Origin of the sequence: Brevibacillus sp. SAFN-007a (genome assembly GCF_051967035.1) — a bacterium.
In the GTDB taxonomy this organism is placed as follows: Bacteria; Bacillota; Bacilli; order Brevibacillales; family Brevibacillaceae; genus Brevibacillus.
Genome location: NZ_JBQCKK010000009.1, coordinates 42,453 through 65,442, shown reverse-complemented (window position 1 = coordinate 65,442; position 22,990 = coordinate 42,453). Strand labels below are relative to the sequence as shown.

Sequence of the window (22,990 nt, the reverse complement as noted above, 5' to 3'; positions counted from 1 at the left end):
CGAAAGGAACCACCCATGCGAATTAACAAGTTCATCAGCGAAACAGGCATTTGCTCGCGCCGCGAAGCAGACAAATGGATCGAAGCCAAGCGCGTAACCATCAACGGCTTGACCGCCCAGTTGGGCAGCACCGTCGCGCCCGGCGACGACGTCCGCATTGACGGCAAGCCGCTCGGCGCGAAGAAAAAGAACGTCTACATTGCCCTGAACAAGCCTGTCGGCATCACCTGCACGACAGAGCTGCACGTGAAAGGCAACATCATCGACTTCGTCAACCACCCGGAACGGATTTTTCCCATCGGCAGGCTGGACAAGGACTCCCAGGGCCTCATCCTGCTGACCAACGACGGAGACATCGTGAACAAGATTTTGCGGGCGGAAAACAATCACGAAAAAGAGTACATCGTCACCGTCGACAAGCCCGTGACCGCCAGCTTTTTGCGCGGTATGGCAAGCGGGGTGCGCATACTCGGGACCGTCACCAAGCCCTGCAAGGTCACCAAAGTCAGCGACCGCGTCTTCAACATCATCCTGACGCAGGGGCTGAACAGACAAATCCGCCGCATGTGCCAGGCGTTCGGCTACCAGGTGCGCCAGCTTCAGCGCGTGCGCATCATGAATATCCGGCTGGGCAACCTGAAGATGGGGCAATGGCGGAATTTGACCAGTGAAGAGTTGAAGGAATTGAACAAAAGTCTTTCCGAGAAATAGGGCGATTTGCGGGGCGAAATGCAAAAAACAGACTCCTTTTATGCGATGGGGAGCCTGTTTTTTCATGGGCAGACGTTACAACAGTCGGTCGCGAAAAAAGCCCCGATCAGACAGGCGAAAAGCCCGACAAAGGAACACGGTGTATCCGGCCGGGCGTCCAAGAGCAGCCATTCTATTTCCGCTTTTTCCCTTGTAGCCCTCCCTTCCCTATGAATAACGAGCGGCGCCTCGTAACCAAAAAGGAGCCTCATCCGTATCTTGCATACGAATGCGGCCCCTTTCCATGCGCATTCCTGGTCATGCTGCGAAGCCTGCTTCTGTCGAATCATCCTTTCTTTTCCCGGGAAATCGACAGCGGCTGTCGTTCTGTACTAGAAATGCTCGCCGTTGGCGTAATAGCTTTCTTTTTGATAGGCGACAAACGCCATTTCTACTTCCGGAATGCCAAGCGAGAGAACGTGCTTGGTCACGATGCGGGCAAACTGGTCGCGGGTTTCCTGGCCTCGCTCAAACCAGCCGACTTCGATAAACGGAAACGACTCGACTACCTTCCCGCCAAAAACGCCTGTCGTCTGCACGCATTCGATGGTGAAATTGTCTGTCCCGCACTGACACAGAGCGGCAAGCTCTTCTGTCAGCGGCTCGCTGATCGCTGCCATTTGCTCGGCCTGTATGCCGCGAACGATGAGATGTGGCATGCTCGAACCTCCTGTTGGTAAAAAGCTGTTTGTTCTATCATACCGTGCGGCAGGCGAAAAGAGTAGGGTATCCCGCTTCTGGGCGAAGCGGTAGCAAACGGGGTGATAACCCAATCACATACTTACTATTTCCGCTCATTTATATTAAAGTGGATGAGGGAGAAGGGAGCAGCGCTTCGATACACCCCACTCCCAAACAGAAGTACGCCAGGAAGTACACCAATCGGAAAGGTGAGTACATATGGATTTGTGGAACATTTTCGTGGCCTTCGTGCTCGGTCTTGTAGAAGGTCTGACTGAATTTGCGCCCGTCTCTTCGACCGGGCACATGATTATCGTCGACGATACTTTGCTGCATTCCAGAGAGCTGTTTTCCCCGGAAGTAGCCAACACGTTCAAGGTCGTCATTCAGCTCGGCTCGATCCTCGCTGCCGTGATCGTGTTCAAAGACCGTTTTTTAAGTTTGCTGGGATTGAAAAAAATGTCGCCGGATGGCAACGGCCCCGGCCACAAGCTGCGCCTCTCGCAAGTGATCGTCGGACTGTTGCCTGCCGCTGTGCTCGGCTTGATTTTTGAAGACTACATTGACGAGTACCTGTTCTCCATCCATACGGTGCTGATCGGGCTTGTCGCCGGGGCGCTCCTGATGATCGCCGCCGACTGGTTCCGACCGGGCCGCCCGAAGGTCACAACCGTTGACCAGATGACGTACAAGCAGGCACTTTTGATCGGGCTGTTTCAATGCATCGCCTTGTGGCCCGGATTTTCCCGCTCCGGTTCGACGATTTCCGGCGGCGTGCTGCTGGGACTCAGCCACCGGGCGGCCTCGGACTTTACGTTTATCATGGCGGTTCCCGTCATGGCGGGCGCCAGCTTTTTGTCGCTGTTGAAGCATTGGCAGTACATCACCGCCGATTCCTTGCCTTTTTTCATTGTCGGCTTTATCAGCGCCTTTTTGTTTGCCCTCTTGGCAATCCGCTTCTTCCTGAAGCTGATTAACCGGATCAAGCTCGTTCCGTTTGCCCTGTATCGCATCGCGCTTGCTGCTGTGATCTACTTTTTCCTTTTGTAGCAGCGACTTGCACCAGGCCGATCTTCACCAAAAAAGCTGCCTTGCCGTTGAAGCGCCCCCTCCTGCCAGACACAAGCGGGGGACGCATTTTAGGCAAGGCAGCCTGTTTTCTTGTTGGCATGCTTGGCTGCGAATCAAGCATAGCTTTTTTTGTATCGGTCATAAAATGTTTCTAGTTTGATTACCTTTTTCTGAAAATATTCTTGTTCGGTTCCATACGCGGCCAAAGCCAAAAAATAGTGTTTGCACGTTTGCAACAGACTTCGAAAAAACTCATGTTCCGGGACAACGGCATTTACCAGCTCGTTGTCTCCTTTCGTTGCGCAAACGTGTACGTTTTGCCCATCTATTCGCCTGTACTCAACCTCCAGGTGATTCTGGTTGACTCTTGTTTTTACGTCCGCGTTGTTTTCCATGTACGCGCCAGCGAGTTCGACTAATTCGGGCAGCAAATTCGTTTCGCAAAGCATTTTTGCTCTCTAACTTTTTTTGGTATGATTACCTTCATGAAGTTTATTCGGGAGGCCATTCATTTTGTTATCTTCTAATCAAAAACGTCGCTTGACTTCCGTTCAAATTATTGTGTTTTCCTACGTTACGCTGATTCTGGTCTCTGGGGTTATCTTGTGGCTGCCGTTCTTTCATAACCAGGGCGTGTCGATCTCGTTCATCGACGCCCTCTTTACCGCAGCGAGTGCGATCAGCGTCACCGGGCTGACTGTGATTGCGATTCATGAAGTGTTCAACCAGTGGGGCATTTTGTTTCTGACCTTGCTCTTTCAAGTGGGCGGAATCGGAATCATGACGCTCGGGACATTTATTTGGATGCTGATGGGCAAACAAATCGGCCTGGAGCAGCGCATCTGGATTGCGACCGACCACAATCGCTCCACGTTGTCCGGACTGGTTAACCTGATGCGCAACATTCTCGTCATGGCGCTCTTCATCGAGCTGATCGGGACCGTGCTGCTGGGCGGACACTTCTTGCTTGCGGGCTATTACACCAATTGGTACGAAGCCTTTTATCACGGCTACTTTGCCTCGGTCAGCTCCTTTACCAACGCGGGCTTTGACCTGCAAGGCAATTCCATGCTGGATTATGCGCACGATTACACGTTTCAGTCGATCGTCATGCTGCTCATTATTTGCGGAGCGATCGGCTTTCCCGTACTCATCGAGCTGCGCACGTACTTCTCCTATCGCCGGGCCAAGGCGCGTTTTACCTTTTCGCTGTTTACCAAAATTACGACGCTTACGTTCTTTTCCCTGGTCGTGGCGGGAGCCGTACTGATTTACGTTTTCGAACGTCAGCAGGCTCTGCTCGATAAAACATGGCACGAATCGCTGTTTTACTCGTTGTTCCACTCCGTTTCCTCGCGAAGCGGCGGCTTGTCGACCATGGACATCAGTCTGTTTTCCACTCCCACGCTGTTCATGCTGTCCGCGATGATGTTTATTGGCGCATCGCCAAGCAGTGTGGGCGGGGGGATTCGCACGACGACGTTTTTTGTCCTGATTGCGACTGTGTTGGCCAACATGCGCGGCTACAAGGACGTGAAAGTATTCGGGCGGGAGCTGGTGGACGAAGACATCATGCGGTCGTTCGTCGTCTTTTTTATCGCGGTCGTCCTCGTGTTCATGGCCGTCATCCTGCTCGTCTGGCTGGAGGACCTGCCTTTCCAGCACGTTTTGTTTGAGGTATGCTCCGCTTTTGGTACGACCGGATTGTCTACCGGAATTACGGAGCAGCTGGGAACGCCCGGCAAGCTCATCCTGATTATCACCATGATGATCGGGCGGGTCGGGATTATCAACCTGCTCTTGTTCCTCAAGCGCGACGACCGAATCGTGCGCTACCACCACCCGAAAGAGCGGATCATCATCGGGCAGTAACGATCAGCAGCGAAGCCTGCGGAAGAGGGGCTGTGTCAAGCGATTGGCAAAAAGCATGCCCCCACCAAAAAGAGCCTGATGCGTTTTTGGCGCGCACAGGCTCTTCGTCTTTGTTCACGTTTGTTCCCACTCGCTGTTGTATAAGGCGACGCGGTACGGGTACAGCTCGGCCGTCATCACGTTTTGCCGGACAGCCGGGTCGTTGTCCATGACGCGTCTGGCCGCTTCCTCTGATTCCGCGAGAAAAATCGCAATGCCAAACGTAGTCTCGTCCATGTTTTGCGTGCGGCCCGCGAGGATCAGCCTGTTGTCTGCGAGCAGCTTTTGCAAATAGCGAAAATGCTCTCCGACGATCTCGTGCTCTTTGTCCGTCCAGTTCGCCGGGTCGAGCAGCCGCGGAACAAGCTTGATTTTGTACACATACTGCCGGAGTCCGTCCATCCTCTCATCCCTTTCCGATTTCCTGTCTGTTCGCCACCGCCTGGTTCAGCTTTTGCAGCATAAAGCCGATGCCCTGGCAATCCGCGAGCGGAAAGCTGCTTTTGTCTGCGCCAAACACGGCGTGGATGATCTTCCTGAATTTCTTTCCGCCCAGCATGACGACTTCCTCCACCCCGGCGAACTGCTTGTCCCGCGCTTGCCGGATCAGACGGTCAAGCGTGATGATCTCCGGGTTTTTCGTACCAAAAGCGACATCGTAGTTTTCCGGCACCGTATCATGCGGCAGCAAAAAGCCGTGCTTGGCAGACAAGATCGCCCACTCGGAAAAAAACGTCCGGGCATACGCCTGGCTCGCCTTGTGAAACGCGCTTTGATAGACGTACTGCGCCTCTGTCGCTCCCGCTTCCGGGTGTACGTCCCATATTTTTTTCGCGCCACAGGCGATGATGCACAACCGTCGTTTCACTTCGCTTTTTCTCCTTCCGCTTGCGGAGCGGCTTCTCCCGCCCGTCATCGCTCCAGGTGAAACCGGCGTGGGTCCGCTTATATCCTGGCGTCCCCTTTCCAGCGCCCGTCCTCTGCCGGGGAGCAGGCAACGGGACAGACAGGCAGCTCCAGTACGTGCCGATGCTTGCCAGGGCCGTAATAATCCTGCTCGGCGCGCGCCAGGCGAAAGCCGTGGGCCGCCAGCGCGCGCAGTGACGACTGATTCGTCTCGCTCACCGTGACCAAAATCGTGCGAAGCGCAGGAAAGCGGCGCAAGGCTTGCAATCGGGCTTCAATCAGCCGCTTGCCGATTCCTTGTCCCTGATATTCTTTGCGGACGTTGCTGAACAACAGCCAGCCCGTCGTCTGATACATGTCAATTCCGGCGCAACTGAAGCCGATCAGCTGATCTTGGCTCGTCGCCTTGAAAATCAGCTCGGGAAACAGTTCCATATATTTTTTCAACTCATGCAGATTCATCCGGTCCGGCAACGTCAGATCGGCCAGCGTAATCATCTCGGCAAAATCTTCTTTTTTGGCGCATTCAATCCGCACTTCCATCCATCCTCCGCCCCCCTGTCAGTTCCTCTGTCATCTCCACTGTATGAAACGGATATCAAGCAGGAATGAATGGCGTGTGAACGATCTGTAAATTTGGCGGATGACGTTACGCCGTACTTCTCTCGACCAAAACCGGGGGCAGCTCCTTCTCTTCTTTTTCTCTTCGCTGGTGGAGAATCCTGTCGTACAGCATTTCAAAAGCGTATGTTCCCATCAAGCTGCTCGGGCTGGATACCGTGGTAATCTCCAGCAGTTCGCCGATCGGCTGGTCATCGCAGCCGATAATCGCCAGGTCTTCGGGTATGCGCAGCCCCAGCCTGCCCGCTTCCTTGACGATCCCCGCCGCAATATGATTGCAGGAGACGATCAAAGCAGTAGGCGGCTCCTTCATTTGCTGGATACGGTGCGCAATGGCTTTGCCGTCCTGTACAGTCAGACAGTTTTCAAAGGCCCAGTCGGGCGAGGGCGTCACGTCTACGGAACCAAGCATGTCACGGTAGGCCCGTTTTCGGTGCTGACTATTGAAGCTGTTTGTTCTGCCTATGCAGTAGCCGATTTTCCGATGTCCTTTGCCGAGCAAATATTCCATCCCGATCCGAAAGGTCTGGTAATGGTCGATATGCACGCTCGACACGGAGGCAGCCTGATTGGCCTCGCAGGTAACGATCGGGCCGTACTGGGCGTACTCTTCAATCGTCTTGCAAGCATTCGCCCGGGAACACATGATAAGGCCGTCCATTTTTTTGTTTTTCAACAGACGCAAAATGCTCTGCTCCTGCTCGGCGCTATTATTGGTCTGGCACACCATCAGGTTGTATTGGTGCCGGGCTGCTTCGGCGGCAATCCCTTCGATAATCGAACTGTAATACTGATTGTTGACGAGCGGAAGAGTCACGCCAACCACCCGCGTTTTTCCGGTCGACAGATGGACGGCGTTGCTGTTCTGCACGTAGTTTAGCTCCTCGATGATCCGCATGATTTCCGCGCGTTTTTGTTCGTTGACATACGGATGGTTGTTCAGCACACGCGACACGGTGGAGACGGATACTCCCGCCAGTCTCGCAATTTCTCGAATGTTAGCCACTCCTGATTACCCCTCTGTCTGTTCGAATCCGTCCTTCTCTCTTCCTATAGTAACGGGAAAGGCGTCCATTTCTCCAGTTGAAAAACATGCCGCGCGAAAGCAAATGGGCGGAAAGCTTGCCCGGCACATTTTTTTCTTGCTCTGAAAAGCGTTCCACACATTATCCTGTTGCCAATGGAAGAGGAAAGGAGTCGTGCTATTCGTGTTTCGCTTCAAATTCGAATACGTCCTGTTTATCGCAGGTCTCTTCATTCTCGCGCTCGGCATCAACATGATGACGACGATCACTTCGTTCGGACTTAGTCCCTATGATTCTTTGTTTATTGCCCTGTATCAAAATTTCGGCGTATCCATCGGCTTTTGGATGTTTGCGATCAACTTCGCCTTTGTCTGCATCGTCTTTTTCATGGATCGCAGCTACATTACGATGGGCGCCGTTGTCGTAATGGTGCTGATCTCTGTCTTTGTCGACCTGATCGGCTCGATCGACGCCCTGATGGCCGGCATCCGCTCGCTGCCGCCGCTGTTGACCATGGCGCTCGGCAACCTGTGCATCGGCAGCGGCATCGGGTTGTACGTCTGCACGCAGGTGTGCACGGCACCGCAGGAAGCTTTCGTGCTCGTAATCTCCAAGCGGATGAAGTGGACGTTTCGCCGGACGGAAATCTCGCTGGCCTGCCTGTTTCTCACCTTGAGCTTTTTGCTCGACGGGCCGATTTACTACGGGACCATCGTCTTGTCGTTTACGACTGGCTACATCATTCAGGCTGCCATCCACGCGGGGAACAAGCTTTTGGCCTTGGCCAACCGGGGGACGGAAGCCCAGGTGCAGTAGAAGCCGGAAGCGCGGCAACAAGCCCGTCACGCCAAAAAAGCCGCCATACGGGACGGCGGCAAATAACCGGATCGTTTCAGAGACGGACGGGCGCATCCTGTCCTGTCTCGCCTCGCCGCTGGCAGCAGCAGGCTGTGCTCCGTGCAAAGCCTGTTGCCGCTGTCGCGGCCGTTGTCTAACGCCTGCGCACGCATCGGTTGAAGCTGCGCAGGCGTATCTTTTTTCCATCATGCGCGGCTTGTTCGCTGCCTGAAGGCCGTTTACCAACCGTTTTCTTCGACGAAGAAAACCTGCCTGTTTCCCTGAAAAAAAGGATGTCCCCGCATTCACAGAGACATCATCGCCTTGTCACGCAAGCCCCTAAAAAAAGGCAACCACCCCTGCGAGTGGTTGCCTTTCTTCTTACTTTATTCTGATCGTTTAGCGTACGCCTACTGCATCATACGCTGCATTAACAGCTCTGACTTGATTGGAGTTCGCACCGAACAGGTCGGTAGCGGACTGCACAGCAGCACGACGCATAGCGGAGAAATTGGAGTACGGCGTCAGATAGTTTGTCAGAGCATGGTAGTAAATTTTCGCCGTATCGGCACGGCCGATGCCGTTGACGGTCACTCCGTAGTGCGTGCCACCTTCTGCCAGCAGATACGCTGCCTTGTTGTTGATTCCGCTGTTGATGTGGACGCCGCCGTTATCTTGGGAACCTGTGTAGCGCTTGCTGTAGTGATCCGGATCGCCATACTCGGATGGGTCCTCCAGGGAGCGCAACGCGTCGCCGCTCACACCTGGCGTATAGATGTCCTCACCCATCAGCCAATCGTCGTTGTCAATCATCGCGCCGAAGATGTCGGAAATCGACTCGTTCAACGCCCCCGACTCATTTTGGTAAACCAGTCCTGCTGTCCGCTCAGTGACGGCGTGGGTCAGCTCATGGGCTACTACATCCAGTCCGCCGGACAGCGGCAGGAACGTAGTGCCGTCTCCGTCGCCGTATACCATTTGGTAGCCGTCCCAGAATGCGTTGTTGTATCGCACTGCGTAATGAACGGTAGAACGAAGCACTGCGCCGTTTCCGTCAAAGCTGTTGCGATTGTGCACATTGCGGTAGTAGTCATACGTCTTTTGCGCATAGGCGTGCGCGTCGACAGCTGCACCATCCGTCCAATAGTTGTCGGTGTCGGTCAAGAGCGTGCCAGGGAGCGTGGAGCGGTTATTGGCTGTGTACGTTTCAATGCCTTTTCCGCGTGTCTTGTCGGTCAGGACGTACCTGCCGCTTTGCAGTGTCGTCTCAAACTGCTTGGTGTCGCCCAGTACGCCTGTTCCGGTTCCGGTTGCCTGGTCGATTGCATTGTATTTGTTGATCACTTCTCCGCTGTGCGCATCGATAAAATACATCCAGCGGCCTGGCTGCGGCTCGAGGAAGTTCAGCTCAACAGCGTACGCCAGGTAAGCTTCGTCCTCATGCACGTAAATGTACAGCTTCGCTTCCGGATCGCGGCTGAAATCCGGTTTTTCGCCCAGTTCGTCCTCTATGTCCTTGATCGCTTGCTTCAATGCTTTTTGTTCAGTGAGCTTCGGCTTCTTCTTCAATTGCTTGTTGTTATCGAGATCAGGAATGAATTGGCCCAAATAAGACGTGACGTTACCGTCGGCATCTATATGAACGGTCTGCTGGAAGCCGTAAATCGGGATATCGTTGTAGACTTCCTGCAAGCGGTAATGCTTCGTATCCGTTTCTTTGTTGCGAACCTCATTCACGATTTTGAAATGGTCCTCGACATTTCCTTGGATACGGAATTCGTCTTTGTACTTCTCGAGGTATGACCAGACGATGTCATCCCCCTTGACCCCTTCTGGCTGCCACGCCTCTCCGATATACTGCGGTGTGTCCCACTGCTTGTTGAATTCAATCTGCTTGGGTTTCGCCAGGGCAGGCACAGCTGCAAGTCCCGACACACCTACTGCGATACTGAGAGTGAGGCTGGTAGCAACATAAGACTTTTTCATTCTAAAAAATTCCCCCAATCAAAAGATTATGATTATATGAAACATTTTATCTTATTTGCTTTTTGTGGGAAAAATCCCTTTTTTTCCAGAATATTTTCTTCCGACATTTTCCTTGTTTATTCACCAAAATCTGACAAATCCGCAAGAATACCCAAGCGCGGGACTGCTGATTCCGACGAGACGGATCGCGTCCGAACGCCAAAAACCCGGCTGCTCCTGCCAGTCAGGCAGTGCAGCCGGGTTTTCCCTTCTCGGTTCCTTATCCCGTCACAGATTGTGGCTGTGTTCCGTTGAATACGGTTGTATCCAGATCTTTGGTTGCCCGGCTCGTCAAAATTCCAGCCGTCATGCTGCCGCTCACATTGAGCGCTGTGCGGCCCATGTCGATCAGCGGCTCTACAGAGATGAGCAGCCCGACAATCGCCACAGGCAGATTCATCGTCGACAGGACGAGCAATGCGGCAAACGTAGCTCCGCCTCCTACCCCTGCAACCCCGAAGGAGCTGAGCGCGACAACGACGATCAACGTCAGAATGAACGAAGGCGTCAAGGGATCAACTCCGGCTATTGGCGCTACCATGACGGCCAGCATCGCCGGATACGTGCCTGCGCAGCCATTTTGTCCGATCGACAGACCGAAGGAGCCGGCAAAATTGGCAATTCCCTCCGGCACCCCCAATTCCTGCGTCTGTGTTTTCACATTCAGCGGCAATGTCCCTGCGCTGGTACGGGAGGTAAAGGCAAAGGCCAGGACGGGAAACGCCTTTTTCACATAAACCAGCGGATTCAACCCGGCAAAAGCCAGCATCAGCAGATGCACGACAAACATGAGAAGCAACGCGACATACGAAGCAATGACGAATTTGCCAAGCTGCCAGATCGCATGGTAGTCGCTCGTCGCGGCTACGCGCGTCATGATCGCCAGCACTCCGTATGGCGTCAGACGCAAAATCAGCGTCACGACGCGCATGATGACGGCATGCAGCGCATCGACGATTTTGGCGAACCACTCCGCCTGCTCAGGGCTGTTCTTTTTCACGCCCAAGTACGCAATCCCGATCAGGGCGGAGAAAATCACGACGGCAATCGTAGAGGTAGCCCGCTCCCCGGTCAGATCGAGAAATGGATTGGCCGGGAGCAGCTCCAAAATTTTCGCCGGCAAGGTCATATTTTGAATATCGCCCAGGCGCGCTTCCACCTGTTCAATGCGCGCCGCCTCCGCTTCTCCCTGCTGGAACTGGCTGCCGTCCAGATGGAAGGCAAACGTCGAGGCGATCCCGATGGCAGCGGCAATCGCTGTCGTCCCGACCAGAAGCCCGATAATCAGCGAGCTGATTTTGCCGATGTTGTTGGCGAGCTTCATTTTGGTAAAAGCGGCAACAATCGAGATCAACACCAGCGGCATGACGATCATTTGCAGCAGCTTCACGTAGCCCTTGCCCACGATGTTGTACCACTCGATGGTGTCTTTCAAGACGTCTGATTTGACTCCGTAGACGAATTGCAGGATGAGTCCGAATACAATTCCGATTCCGAGACCGACAAACACCCGTTTGGAAAAGGAAACGTGTTTCTTTTGCAGGGCATACAAGCCCCCAATGATTACAAGCATGATCGCCACATTGAGAATCGTAAGTATCGTTGACATAGGTTCCCTCTCTTTCTCCTCTGCACTTGTACAGCCATTTTCTTTGGTCTAGCTATAGTTATATTACCAACAATCCCTACTGGTCAAGTAAGATTTATGACGAAAACGTCAAACCTTGCCCGTTTGCCTTCCTTGATTTTATGCGCTCCCGCTCGCTTTATGCGTGCCTTTTCGCCCGGCCGTCCGAACTTGACCCGACTTTGGGGTTCCAGGTGAAGTCAGCATTTTGCATCTGGTTCTGATTCGTTTACACTGTTTCCAGTGGATCATTCGAATACATTTTGCTGGTTTCACCGTTTTCTTTGAGGGCCTCTTAAAGAAATCTAACAACGGCAGTAAAAAAACGCCGTTTATTCCCATTGTAGAAACGGAGAGATATCCCTTGTTACTCTTTAATCGGTATCCATTATTTATTGGACTTATTTTCATACTCATGTCCGTACTGATGCTCAGGTATAAATGGAGGAAGGGCTATCCCTTTCTGTTCTTTTATACGCTGTTTTCTTTCTATCTCTTACAGGTATTAAAATTTACGATTTTCCCCATTCCGATTGACCCTAGATTAATCGCGGTAAGAGCCAGCAGGGTAAATGCGTTTTCCGAAGAAATTCATTTACTTCCCCTTCACTTCCCCCCAGGATTTGAAATGGATATGCAGGTTCTTTTGAATATCCTCTTAACCGTACCCTTCGGATTTGGGGTTGCCTTCCTAATCAAGACAACTCTCAAGAAAATGGCCGTTCTCGGTTTATCAGTGGGATTTACGATTGAATTGCTTCAACTGGCAATAGGGTTGTCTTTAGGGTTTCCATATCGGTATATAGATGTAAATGATGTCATTTTCAACTTTATTGGAGTCATGATTGGATACATGCTATTCACGATTTTTTCGGTCATTTTTATCAAGGTAACGAAAAACTCCCCCATCAGAAATGATCCATTCCTGAAGTATGTATTCGATATCTGCGTTTCATCGGGTGAAAAACATCCAGGGAAATACGAGGAGAACTAAATATGGTTCGGGACCCACTTCATGAAAGCCGTTTTTGTCACCGCCCAGTTAGTCGCCATGCGTGGCGCACCGAAAAAAAGGAACCGTCACTGGGACGATTCCCTCCTGCTTTTTGCCTATGCCCACAACAAGGGGAGCGTGCTGTGGTGCTACTTGGATTGTCTGCTGAGCAAGTTCCACAGCCAGGTGAGCACAACCGCTCCGATAACCCCGGCAATGACGTTGAATCCGGCCCATAGCCACAGCCAATCGCCCAAAACCAGATCTCCAAGCCAACTGCCCAGAAGCGCAGCGATGAGCGAAGCCCACCAGCCTGTTCCTGCCGCTTTTCCTGTCAAAATCAAGTTGAGTGCCAACCAGACAACGACGCCGACGACAGCCCATACGAACCAAAACATTCGCACACACTTCCTTTCTCATGATGGTACCGCTTGCATAAGGGCTAAGAAATAAATGGGTATCTACTATAAGCCTATGAAGAAAAAACGAAAATGTGCCTGGCCACTTTTTTTCCAAACAAAAAAAACAGGTAGTCGCCCGCTTGCGCTTGCGGGGCGGCTACCTGTTTTTGTCCACAAATCCCCTGTATTTAATTGGTGTACAACTCCGCCCGGCGATTGGCCACGCTCGGAAGCTTACCGCGCACGCGTTGAATCCGCTCCAGATCCAATTCTGTGATCAGCAAAGCTTCTTCTTCTCCCGCGCTGGCAAGGACGACACCCATGGGATCGACGATCATGCTGCGTCCCGCAAAAATGTTGCCGACCTGGTCTGCCGCGCACACGAACATCGTGTTTTCGATCGCTCGCGCCCGGACCAGCGTCTCCCAATGGTCCTCTTTCATTGCGCCCGCTACCCAGCCAGCGGGGACGAACAACACATCCGCTCCCTGCAAGGCAAACTGCCGCGCAATCTCCGGAAAGCGCACCTCGTAGCAAACCATCAACCCGATTTTGCCAAACTCCGTTTCCACCACGCGATACGGATTGTCCCCAGGCGCAATAAAGTCCGACTCGATATAGGAAAAAGCGTCGTACAGGTGTGTCTTGCGGTAGGCATGAATCAGCTCGCCCTCGCGATTGAAAAACACCGTCGTATTGTAGGCGCGATTTTCATCCCCGTCAATCGATTCGAACACGCCGCACACCACGTAAACGCCATGCTGCTTCGCCGCTTCCGCCAATCCCGCAACAAACGGGCCATCCAGCTTTTCCGCCACCTCGGCCGGCGTTACTCCCGACTTGGGCGTGGCAGGAGCGCTGTACATCTCGGGCAAAATGACAAAGTCTGCCCCGGCTCTTTTGGCTCTGGCGATATAGTCTTGCGCCTTTTGCAGATTCAACGTTTTGTCCATTGTCGCGGTGAGCTGTGCAATCGCTACTTTCATCTTCCTTCCCCCGTCCTTCCCATACAAACAAAGTCTCTTCGCCCTTCTCTGCTAGTATAACGGATATTCGCCCAGTTCCAAGCAAGAATGCTTGTCCTCTCAGGCAAAAGGCTCGGTTACTCCCAAAACTTTTTCCCGGCTTGCGCGTCTGATACTTCTGATGGAAGATTTCCCCTACTTATGACTGAATGTTTGGAATAGGAGTCGGCGTTCCATGAATTCTTTTGCATCCGTATCCATGCTGGAAACAGACAAACCCATCCGCAAAGCGTCACCCGATCGCGATCCCCATAGCGAAATGTACAAGCTGTTTCTCACCTCCCAAGAAGCGGTAGAAATCCATATCAGCAACCTGACGCATCCGGCTTCGGCCATCGAAGTGTATGACAGGCACGGAACGAAGCTGAGCGAGGGCCGCTTTGCTTCCGGCGGCAGCATCATTCTGCCTTTTTTCCCTTACGAAGACGGCTTCTATTATCTGAAGCTGACGCTCGGCCCGGATTCTGATCCGCAACACGCCTGCCAACTGCATGTCGACAAATACGTTCGCCTGAGCGGCAGGATCGAGAGCGATTGCGTCTTGACTGCCCAAAACGGCCCTTACCTGGTCGGGCCAGACGACGTGACCATTCCCGCAGGCGTCCGCGTCAGCTTTGAGGTGGGAGCCTCCATCAATGTCCGCTGCCAACGCAAGATCATCGTCCAGGATGGCGGCGCCATCTCGTTCAACGGAGAAGCGGACAAGCCCGTCGTCATCATCGGGGCGATCGACAACGGCACCGCGCATCGCTGGAGCCAGCTCGTCCCCTCACCGCTGGCCCACATCAGCTTCACGCACATTCTCGTGCAGTACGACAATGACGAGGACGGCGTCGACTTTCTGGCCTCGTCGTCTCCGTTTGCCGCAGGCGCTATATCACTGGAGCAGTTCCAAGCCGATATCGCGAAAACGAACGCTTTGGAAAGAGCCCTCCTCGTTTTGCCTTCGGCCCGGCTCGCCTTCATCCAAACATGGTTTCAGCAATCCAGTCCCTACCGCTTCAGCCTGTTTGGCGATCTGCTGCCGTTCGAGTTGTACTTCGGGATCGACGTCACGACGTTTGCCCACTGGGAGACGGAAACAAAGCGGGTGGACGAGCAGCGCTCCCAGGCCGGGGACGTGAATTACTGGGACTTCGTCAACGGCAACTTCACCGCCGATCTGCTGGAAGCGACCCACCTGTTTGCCAACAACCGGCAAAGCCCGGAGCCGCGCCTCCAGCGGTTGATCGATTTTTTGCTGCTCGCCCAAAGCTGGCGCAAAAAGCACGGCTATTTCAAATGGTACGACTTGATCGACCCGTTCAACGAGCACGACGACGAATTTTTCAAGACCTTTGAAGAGATGTCCTCCGCCTTCTGGCTGGCTCACAACACCTCGATCATCTACTGGGATACAATCGCCCGCGATTTGGGCATCTGGCACAAGGAGAGCTTCTTCGAGCGGCAGTTCATCAATTCGGTCATCGTGCGCCTGCATTTCGCCGCCGACTTGCCGTTTTCGCTCCCCGGATACGGGAACAACATCCCGCCTGTCGGCTTTTTGGGCCTTTCCATTCACTACGGCCCGCTGCGCTACCCGGAGCAGTACCCTGCCCCTGAACCGGAATCCGCTGTGAACTACGGCTCGCTGTCGACAGCAGAATATTTGAAGTTCATCGTGGAGTCTCTGGTCAAAGGCCAGACCAATCCCGTCTACACCTGGTGGATTCCCACCCAGGCTGACAAAGACCTGTTTCACCTCCTCGACGAAAAAGGCATCTCGCTCGCGTCGCCCCCCGAAGAGTGGGATCGCGAATTCGTCCAGCCAGCGCAAAAGACATTGGAGGAAATTCGGGCGTACTACCTTGGCCCGCTGACGCAGGAACCTGGAAGAAGCGCGCAGGCATACGTGCGAACCCCAAGCGCCCTGGGCACGACCTGACCGGACTGGAACGCCAAAAAGCCCTTCCTGCCTGCTACAGAAAGAGCCTCTCCCGCTGTGTCTCTGGCTTTGGTTTGGGCTACTTGAACCAGCCTTTTTCCTTGGAATGCATGATCGCTTCAATCCGGTTGCTCACGCCGAGCTTGTCGAGAATGACGGAAATATAGTTGCGCACAGTCCCCGTCGTGAGGAACAGCTGGCTGGCGATTTCCTTGGTGTTTTTGCCGTCCGCGATCAACAGCAGCACTTCCTTTTCCCGCTCGGTCAACGGATTCTCCTGTCCGTACGCCTCATCCACCAGCTCCGGGGCGTATATCCGCTTGCCCGCCATGATGCTGCGGATCGAGCTGGCCAGCTCCTCGCTGGGACTGTCTTTCAGCAGATAGCCGTTTGCCCCGGCCTTCAACGCACGCTCGAAATAGCCGGGGCGAGCAAAGGTCGTCAGAATCAGCACCTTGCAGCCGCTGTCTTTCAGCTCCTCTGCGGCATCCAGCCCGCTTTTCACCGGCATCTCGATATCCATGATGCAAATGTCGGGCTGATGCAGGTGGACCAGCTTGACGGCATCCTCGCCGTTGCTTGCTCTCCCGACGACCTGCATATCCTCTTCCAGATCGAGCAGCGAAGCCAGCGCGCCAAGCAGCATCCGCTGATCTTCCGCAATGACGATGCGAATCATACGCCCGCCTCCTTTTCCGATTGTTTGAAGGCATTCGGCACCCGAAGCACGACCTGGGTACCAGACTCCGACGACTGAATGTCCATGCTGCCGTTGACAAATTCCAGACGCTCGCGCATCCCGCGAAGCCCATTCCCCCGGCAAACGGATTCCTCTGCCATCCCCTTGCCGTTGTCGTTGACGCGTACAACCAGATCCGTCCGGGCTGACTCGATGACAATCGAACATGCGGTGGCGTTGCTATGCTTGACAACGTTTGTGACGGCTTCCTTCAGGCACATGCTGAGTACGTTTTCGGCCATCAGAGACGTGTGCTTCAAATCCGGATCGCCTTCCAGGGAAAATTCGATTTCCGCTGCCTTGACAATCTGCTTGATGCGGAACATTTCGTCCGCAAGCCGCGTACCCCGCATCTGCGTCACCATTTCCCGCACTTCCTTCAACGCGATCCGGGCTGTCTGCCTGATTTCCTTCAGCTCGGTTTGCGCTAGGTCGGGGTTTTGCTGGAGCAGCTTGCTGGCCAGATCGCTTTTCAGACCGATCAAGGACAGCTTCTGCCCCAGCGTATCGTGCAGGTCGCGGGCGATGCGCTGCCGTTCCTCCAGTTTGACAAGCTCGGAGATCCGCTTGTTTGCGTGATTCAATTCTCCCTGCAGCTTTTCCCGCTTGTTCCGGTTATACGTCGTCACTGGCAGTAAAATGACGGCAATCACGCTGACGAGCACAAACGGCAGTTGGTTGATCAATTGCACGTTCTTCGAGAGAAAGCCCATGTTGATCGTCGCGACGGTACTAATCAGATGAATCGTGTACAGCGTAATAAAGCCGATCTTGTTCTCGATATTGCCGATGAAATACGCCAAAAACAGCGAGAAGTACACATAGCCGAACATGATGGTCATCGCAATCGAGATCACGATCTGCAAACTGGTCCAGAAGTAGACCAGCCAGCCCTTGGAGAGGAACGCCAGGACGTAGCACGCAAAAAACAGGAGAATCATCGCGATCCCGCTCGCCACTTCGTACGTGGAAGACGAGCGGAAGATGAAATAAAACGGCAGGATGTAGAAGACAACCCACACATACGGACTCAAGCCTGTATTTCTATGGAGGATGTGATACCATTTTTGCATGAATGCCCACCTTTTTTCTTCGCCGCTACTTCTCAGTGTAACGGAAGGATGGAGATTCGGGCAGGCTTATTTTGCCTTCCAGGCTGTTTTTTGGGCTGTGCAACGCCCCGATAATCGTTTCGGCAGATGCAGACCTCTGCTTGGTTGGTTTGTGGTGGAGCTGTTTGATTTCCTGGAAGCTCACAAAACGCTTGCTCGCTTCATCCCACAGACGGAAGCGCAAGGCTTTCAGGCTGGTCGACAGCGTAATCGTCGTCGCCATTTGCAGCGGCGGCGTCCCGTTGTGCGCTTTTTCCAAATGGTAGTTTGGCACCTTCGGACTCAGATGATGCACATGGTGAAAACCGATATTGCCCGTGATCCACTGGAGCACTCTCGGCAGCTTGTAGTAGGAGCTACCCTCCACGGCGGCCTTCACGTAGCTCCATTCTTCCTCGTTTTCAAAATAGGAATCCTCGAACTGGTGCTGCACGTAAAACAGCCAAATCCCCATCAATCCGGAGATCAGAAAAACGGGGACTTGCACGAGCAGAAACGCTTGCCAGCCAATCGCCCAGATCAGAAGCGCATACAGCCCAACCAAAAGCCCATTGGTCAAATACGTGTTCATCCGCTCTTTGCGGCGGGCTCCCTTGCGATTGAAGCGGTATTGCAGTGCAAAGACAAAGATCGGACCGAGGCCGAACATGACGAGCGGATTGCGGTAGATGCGATAAGCGATTTTGCGCCAAAGCGAAGCAGCGAGATATTCCTCCACCGTCAAAATCCAGATGTCACCGACGCCCCGCTTGTCGAGGTTGCTGCTCGTCGCATGATGAATGGAATGGCATTGCTTCCATTGTTCGTACGGAACGCATGTCAGCACCCCTGTGATCGTGCCGATGATGTCGTTGGCCCGGCGGCTTTTGAAAAAAGACTGATGGCAACAGTCGTGAAAAATGATGAACGTGCGGATGACAAAGCCGGCTGTCAGGATCGCCAGCGGCAACGTCAGCCAGTACGATACGGACAGGCTGAGATAGGCGGCATACCAGAGCAAAAGCAGGGGGAGAAGCGTGTTGACCAACTGAAGAATGCTTGACTTGGTGTCTGTTTTTTCAAAAGGGGCCACATTCTTTTTGAGCTGGGCGATGTTGGATTGACGCATGGTTGGTACCTCCTCGATTGACCGCGTGGATGCCTTCGGTTACATCGGACGCAATTTACTTTCTTTATTGTAAAGAATGCGACGTGTTCCCTGTAGTCATAACTGTCAAGTCGAGGGTATGACAAATGTCATGATTGAAAAATCTAGGGTGTATGAATTTTACTAAACGAAAATCCCTAACTCATTCAAGCTAGGGATTCTTATCGACGTATTATACTTGACTTAGAGAAAAATAACCCCGAATTATTGGTGGAGATAACAGCCTGGTATTTAACTAATTCAGAGATGATAAGATTTTATCAGCGATAACACGATAATCAGCTCCATACATCAACAACAAGTTATCGTCAATGGATAAGTTGTTTAAACCGGAAAATTTCTTCTCATTGAAGATTTTGCTTGCTAATTGGGCGCTGCGACCACCTACTGAGCCAATTATATAAACAGGGATACCATTCGCTATCGCTATCTCGATTTCTTCGTCGATACCTGGCTTTTGCCCGTTTCCTTTTTCTTTTCCCCCTAAGACAATTAAGGCTGACACATCATTATTGGCAATCATTTGTATTCTTAATTCAGTCAAGCTCTTTTCAAGATTTTCCTCTACTTTGGTCGGTATAATCGTGCATAACTTCCCAATATCAGTTAATGAGTACCCTGCTAAAAAGTATTCAGATATATACATTGTCACATATTTATTACTTTCTTCCCCTACTAACTCCCGTGCTTTCCCAAAGATCAAATGCTGAAAAGTTGGATGGGCTCCGAAAACCAGATTCCCCCTTCTCCTCAAAATTTCATGTGTGAACACATAAACAGCATCTGTAAGTTTCTGGTGAAATTGTACATCCGAATCTGGAAATGCTCCGGAAAGTACAATTTTTTTCTTTTCTAGTGATTTGGGAAGATGAGCGATGCTTAATCGTTCTATCTCCGCGACGTAATCATCGGATGATTCCATGACAAAGGCTTCAGAAATCGTATTCGACTTGGGCACAGAACGAGGGGTCAGCAGCAATGTTGTATCATGGAATGGTCCCCATTCTGGATGCACGTAACTTAACTGATTGATTTTGGCCCCTATAGAAGTAATATCTTCCTGCTTAGGTGTTCGGCCAAACATTTGCACAATATGCATAATCGGTTTTTGCGTATACTTAATCATCCCGGTCCTTTTTATACTCATCCTATACACCAAGTTCCGACGATCAAGTTCCTGAACATTCACACCATACGATTCCAAGTCTTTTATCCGTTGAATCTGGTCGTATACTTTGGATGCTGCTTCTCTGGAGATTTCAAAAGTTTTGTTTACAATCTCCTCTAAAACGAGCGGATGAAAGTCGGGATTATCTTCATTTATTTCTGGAAAAGAAAAATGTGGTTCACTATGTGGCTCGATCCCCAATGGAATTCTGCCATTATCTCCCCCTACTTTTACCCAGATGATCGGAACGTTGTGGGAAAGGGCTAATTCTAGCTCTTTCTTTATGTAGCTTGACTGACCCGTTTGAGGCGTATCCAGAAAAATAACCGCATCGCATTGGATTAGTTCAGATTCAATGATTTCTTGAGCATTTTCGCCAACTTGAACGTCAAATAGATCACGAAAAGACTTCTCACCCATCAAACGCAGATCATCACAAAATTTAGCAGAAATCTTTTCTCCATCTGAGCGCCTGTGACTGATAAAAAACTTCATTTTATCTTTATAAATCGTTGGCTGCTGCCTCGACACAATTGTTCGTGCCAGAGCAACTGCGACTGTCGGAAGATAATCCGGACCAAGTCCTCTACGCCTTAATTCGTCGATAACATCAAAACTCTGGACGTCACTAAAAATGCCCTGCGGGTTCCGAGACTCTTTACCGATTGCAATGGGCACTACCGTACTTTTAATTTCTTCAGTAGTTTTGGAGTTGGAAACCTGTTGAAAAAGACGAGTAACGGCTGGAGAATATGCGTCCCCATTATGATTAATATTGAAGAAAACCAAGCTATCGTCTTTTCCTACTTCAACATTTCTCAGGACCAGTTCGTTATCTACTGTAACTACTACAGTGTATTTTCTCAGTTCATTTTCGCATCTTGTAAAAAAGTCTACTGCTTCTCGGGAATCTCCGATCGTAAGAACTGGATGAATAAAATAAACTTTCAAGCTAGTTCCTCCCCGGTTATTGCTTGCTAAATTAGCTTGGTAAATCTATTGCTTGTATTCCAGATACAACTTTTGAAAGATAGCATCGGCGATTTCTTGAGCCGACTTGTTTCTTCCATCCAGAAATGCTTTATGATCTTCCCAATCAGGAATCATTGTACCGTCCAATGTGATAGGCAAAATATATTCTCGATTTGCCTTCGCCTCACGGGCCTCCATAATTTCTTTCTCCATTCGGCACCATCTTTTTTGCATATAATCACTAGAAACAAAAACAACACAAAAGAATCCTTCGAAACCAAAAATGCGCTGAAATTGCTCCTTGAGGTTTTTCCCCCACAGGTTTATCTGTTCAGATTCATCATAGAAAACGCTCACTTTTTTCGCAGATAAGATTCTTGCTACTTCCTTCACACTCTCTCTTTGTTCCCCCGCAAACGAAAAAATTACCTCGTATTGCTCAGTGTCTCTTTCTCGTCTTGGCTTTTTTTCCACAGAATTATAATTAATTTGGTCGCCGTTCACTAAATTCGTGACGGTAAAATTTCCACCGTTAATAATTATTCCTTTCTGATTACCCATCTGCCGCTCCACCTACCTTTCAGCTTTTTACTGCTTCTTTAATATTCTCACTCACTTTTTGAAAAAACTGATTTCCATTAACCATATTTTCGACTTGAATGTTGCCTCCATTGATTACAATTCCCTGCTGAAGAACAGTTTCTTTTCGTGAATTAAATTCAGAAACATCAACATCATGATCTATAAAGTACTCTGTCATAGCATCCATTAAATGACGCTCAATTTGCTTCCGATACATATCCACATCTGCCTCTTGAAAGTAATTTTGCAAGTTGTTGCAAGCAACCATCTCACGAATACTTTCAATAGCTCCATAATCAAACTGCGGATTCTCTTCTCTTTCTTTGCTCTCTTGATTTGCTGTTCGCCCTTTTGAAATCAGTAGATTTACTTGTGAAATCAACCTAACTGGCGAACGAAAAGGATTTAGCAGTGCAGGAATAATAGAGCGAATAAAGGCTTTTCCTATCTTGCTTGCTTTTATGGTGGAGCTCATCTGGTCGATTTTATAATACTCTTCCTTTAACGGCGGAAGGAGATAATAGCTGACCTCTAAAAACATTTGTCTATTATTTTTCACCAACCGGAAAAATGTAGAAAAAATAAAATTCCCTTGCCATCCAGTCACCTGTACCACTTTGTAAAATCTTCTCTGTTCGGAAAATGTTTTCATGCTTTCTTCAATCATGTCGTCGCTTACGTTCAGAAGAGGGGCTGAACCATCACGCGTCAAAAACTCTGGATACATATTTAACGTTTTTCCATCAATGAAAAGGCCGTCGTTAACGCTCATGTCCTTAATATTTAAATTGTGGAGCTTCTGTTCCAGAAAAGCATACAAATGCGGAAGTGAGATATCGACATAGTTCTCTCTATTTCTTGCATTTTGTGTTCTAAAAACGAAAGACCATCCACCAAGACGCTGCCCTGCCCCAACAAACGGAGAGTAACCACTGTAGTAAATCGCATTTCCTGCTTCAAGTTCTTCCAGCTCCTTCAAACGTTGCTCGTTCATTTTCTCTACGAACGACGATGCTTCTCCAGCCTTATGAAAGCGATTTCTAGACAACTGTTTCGTGACAAGCCATTCTGAATACAGTTTGGAACCAATTGTAACTAAAAAAGAATAGAAAAAGGGCCAGGCTAGGAAGGCAGGGATGAATCCGATAATTCCATAAACAAGCCCGTATTTCGAAAAATGCTTTACCAAAAAAACAATAAGAATTAAACAAAACAATGAATCTACTACCAAGTCTCTAGTCTGCGCTCTGAGGCATTGCCTTACCACTCTTGGTAAGTCTACTCCATAGCTTTTGGCCACAAAGCGGTATGAGTTATGGACCACATGCTCAAAAACTGTACTCCGAAATTTCCGATCCAACTCTGCAGCCGCACACAAATATCGTGTGACATCATACTTTGGCTTTGATAACTTTTTTCCCATTCAAGCTTCCTCCCCCAGCAAACAATTGAATCGAAGGTCATAAAACTTT

The 22,990-nt window shown here is 50.9% G+C and carries 21 protein-coding genes; 6 read left to right on the top strand and 15 right to left on the bottom strand.

Going from position 1 to position 22,990, the window contains the following annotated elements:
* Window positions 1-15: 15 nt before the first annotated feature.
* Window positions 16-711: a 23S rRNA pseudouridine(2604) synthase RluF gene (gene rluF, locus ACTHO6_RS11960; protein WP_440241786.1), complete on the top strand. Its 696-nt coding sequence runs from the start codon at window positions 16-18 to the stop codon at window positions 709-711.
* 371 nt (window positions 712-1,082) lie between these two features.
* Here rluF and ACTHO6_RS11955 read toward each other — a convergent pair whose 3' ends face one another.
* Window positions 1,083-1,409 (bottom strand): DUF1904 family protein, encoded by a 327-nt coding sequence (locus ACTHO6_RS11955; protein WP_440241785.1) that lies wholly within the window; start codon window positions 1,407-1,409, stop codon window positions 1,083-1,085.
* 241 nt (window positions 1,410-1,650) lie between these two features.
* Here ACTHO6_RS11955 and ACTHO6_RS11950 point away from each other — a divergent pair, with 241 nt between their 5' ends.
* Both ACTHO6_RS11950 and ACTHO6_RS11945 read left to right on the top strand, forming a co-directional pair.
* On the top strand, window positions 1,651-2,481 hold the full coding sequence (locus ACTHO6_RS11950; protein ID WP_440241784.1) for an undecaprenyl-diphosphate phosphatase: 831 nt from the start codon (window positions 1,651-1,653) through the stop codon (window positions 2,479-2,481).
* A gap of 534 nt (window positions 2,482-3,015) precedes the next feature.
* Window positions 3,016-4,374, top strand: a complete 1,359-nt coding sequence (locus tag ACTHO6_RS11945; protein WP_440241783.1) for a TrkH family potassium uptake protein — start codon at window positions 3,016-3,018, stop codon at window positions 4,372-4,374.
* A 114-nt stretch (window positions 4,375-4,488) separates the two neighbouring features.
* Here the strand turns inward: ACTHO6_RS11945 and ACTHO6_RS11940 are convergent, their stop codons facing one another.
* The 4 genes from ACTHO6_RS11940 to ACTHO6_RS11925 all read right to left on the bottom strand — a co-directional run bounded on the left by ACTHO6_RS11940 (window position 4,489) and on the right by ACTHO6_RS11925 (window position 6,946).
* A complete protein-coding gene (locus ACTHO6_RS11940; protein WP_440241782.1) occupies window positions 4,489-4,815 on the bottom strand; it encodes a YciI family protein in 327 nt (108 codons plus the stop codon).
* 4 nt (window positions 4,816-4,819) lie between these two features.
* On the bottom strand, window positions 4,820-5,329 hold the full coding sequence (locus ACTHO6_RS11935) for a DUF6884 domain-containing protein (RefSeq protein WP_440241781.1): 510 nt from the start codon (window positions 5,327-5,329) through the stop codon (window positions 4,820-4,822).
* A 29-nt stretch (window positions 5,330-5,358) separates the two neighbouring features.
* Complete coding sequence (locus ACTHO6_RS11930) at window positions 5,359-5,862, bottom strand: GNAT family N-acetyltransferase (protein WP_440241780.1); 504 nt, start codon at window positions 5,860-5,862, stop codon at window positions 5,359-5,361.
* A gap of 106 nt (window positions 5,863-5,968) precedes the next feature.
* Entirely contained in the window at window positions 5,969-6,946 is a 978-nt protein-coding gene (locus tag ACTHO6_RS11925; RefSeq protein WP_440241779.1) for a LacI family DNA-binding transcriptional regulator, read from the bottom strand.
* A 202-nt stretch (window positions 6,947-7,148) separates the two neighbouring features.
* On the opposite strand from ACTHO6_RS11925, the gene ACTHO6_RS11920 reads away from it, so the two are divergent.
* Window positions 7,149-7,781: a YczE/YyaS/YitT family protein gene (locus tag ACTHO6_RS11920; RefSeq protein WP_440241778.1), complete on the top strand. Its 633-nt coding sequence runs from the start codon at window positions 7,149-7,151 to the stop codon at window positions 7,779-7,781.
* A 420-nt stretch (window positions 7,782-8,201) separates the two neighbouring features.
* On the opposite strand, the gene ACTHO6_RS11915 is transcribed toward ACTHO6_RS11920, so the two are convergent.
* Together ACTHO6_RS11915 and ACTHO6_RS11910 are read right to left on the bottom strand one after the other, a co-directional pair.
* Window positions 8,202-9,788 (bottom strand): M4 family metallopeptidase, encoded by a 1,587-nt coding sequence (locus ACTHO6_RS11915; RefSeq protein WP_440241777.1) that lies wholly within the window; start codon window positions 9,786-9,788, stop codon window positions 8,202-8,204.
* A 259-nt stretch (window positions 9,789-10,047) separates the two neighbouring features.
* Window positions 10,048-11,436 (bottom strand): L-cystine transporter, encoded by a 1,389-nt coding sequence (locus tag ACTHO6_RS11910; protein ID WP_440241776.1) that lies wholly within the window; start codon window positions 11,434-11,436, stop codon window positions 10,048-10,050.
* 226 nt (window positions 11,437-11,662) lie between these two features.
* On the opposite strand from ACTHO6_RS11910, the gene ACTHO6_RS11905 reads away from it, so the two are divergent.
* Window positions 11,663-12,448 (top strand): VanZ family protein, encoded by a 786-nt coding sequence (locus ACTHO6_RS11905; RefSeq protein ID WP_440241775.1) that lies wholly within the window; start codon window positions 11,663-11,665, stop codon window positions 12,446-12,448.
* Between the two features lie 149 nt (window positions 12,449-12,597).
* On the opposite strand, the gene ACTHO6_RS11900 is transcribed toward ACTHO6_RS11905, so the two are convergent.
* Together ACTHO6_RS11900 and ACTHO6_RS11895 are read right to left on the bottom strand one after the other, a co-directional pair.
* Window positions 12,598-12,846 (bottom strand): hypothetical protein, encoded by a 249-nt coding sequence (locus ACTHO6_RS11900; protein WP_440241774.1) that lies wholly within the window; start codon window positions 12,844-12,846, stop codon window positions 12,598-12,600.
* Window positions 12,847-13,037: 191 nt separating this feature from the next.
* Window positions 13,038-13,835, bottom strand: a complete 798-nt coding sequence (locus ACTHO6_RS11895; protein WP_440241773.1) for a carbon-nitrogen hydrolase family protein — start codon at window positions 13,833-13,835, stop codon at window positions 13,038-13,040.
* 214 nt (window positions 13,836-14,049) lie between these two features.
* Between ACTHO6_RS11895 and ACTHO6_RS11890 the strand changes: the two genes are divergently transcribed.
* The gene (locus ACTHO6_RS11890; protein ID WP_440241772.1) at window positions 14,050-15,798 is read left to right on the top strand and encodes a hypothetical protein; all 1,749 of its coding nucleotides are present in this window, start codon (window positions 14,050-14,052) and stop codon (window positions 15,796-15,798) included.
* 79 nt (window positions 15,799-15,877) lie between these two features.
* Here ACTHO6_RS11890 and ACTHO6_RS11885 read toward each other — a convergent pair whose 3' ends face one another.
* From ACTHO6_RS11885 to ACTHO6_RS11860, 6 genes are all read right to left on the bottom strand, one after another.
* On the bottom strand, window positions 15,878-16,477 hold the full coding sequence (locus ACTHO6_RS11885) for a response regulator (protein WP_440241771.1): 600 nt from the start codon (window positions 16,475-16,477) through the stop codon (window positions 15,878-15,880).
* On the bottom strand, window positions 16,474-17,610 hold the full coding sequence (locus ACTHO6_RS11880; protein WP_440241770.1) for a histidine kinase: 1,137 nt from the start codon (window positions 17,608-17,610) through the stop codon (window positions 16,474-16,476). The genes ACTHO6_RS11885 and ACTHO6_RS11880 overlap by 4 nt, the downstream gene beginning before the upstream one ends.
* Before the next feature lie 25 nt (window positions 17,611-17,635).
* Complete coding sequence (locus tag ACTHO6_RS11875) at window positions 17,636-18,757, bottom strand: fatty acid desaturase (protein ID WP_440241769.1); 1,122 nt, start codon at window positions 18,755-18,757, stop codon at window positions 17,636-17,638.
* A gap of 274 nt (window positions 18,758-19,031) precedes the next feature.
* The gene (locus tag ACTHO6_RS11870) at window positions 19,032-20,915 is read right to left on the bottom strand and encodes a TIR domain-containing protein (RefSeq protein WP_440241768.1); all 1,884 of its coding nucleotides are present in this window, start codon (window positions 20,913-20,915) and stop codon (window positions 19,032-19,034) included.
* 45 nt (window positions 20,916-20,960) lie between these two features.
* Window positions 20,961-21,497: a TIR domain-containing protein gene (locus ACTHO6_RS11865; RefSeq protein ID WP_440241767.1), complete on the bottom strand. Its 537-nt coding sequence runs from the start codon at window positions 21,495-21,497 to the stop codon at window positions 20,961-20,963.
* 19 nt (window positions 21,498-21,516) lie between these two features.
* Window positions 21,517-22,941, bottom strand: a complete 1,425-nt coding sequence (locus ACTHO6_RS11860) for a hypothetical protein (RefSeq protein ID WP_440241766.1) — start codon at window positions 22,939-22,941, stop codon at window positions 21,517-21,519.
* Window positions 22,942-22,990 lie beyond the last annotated feature (49 nt).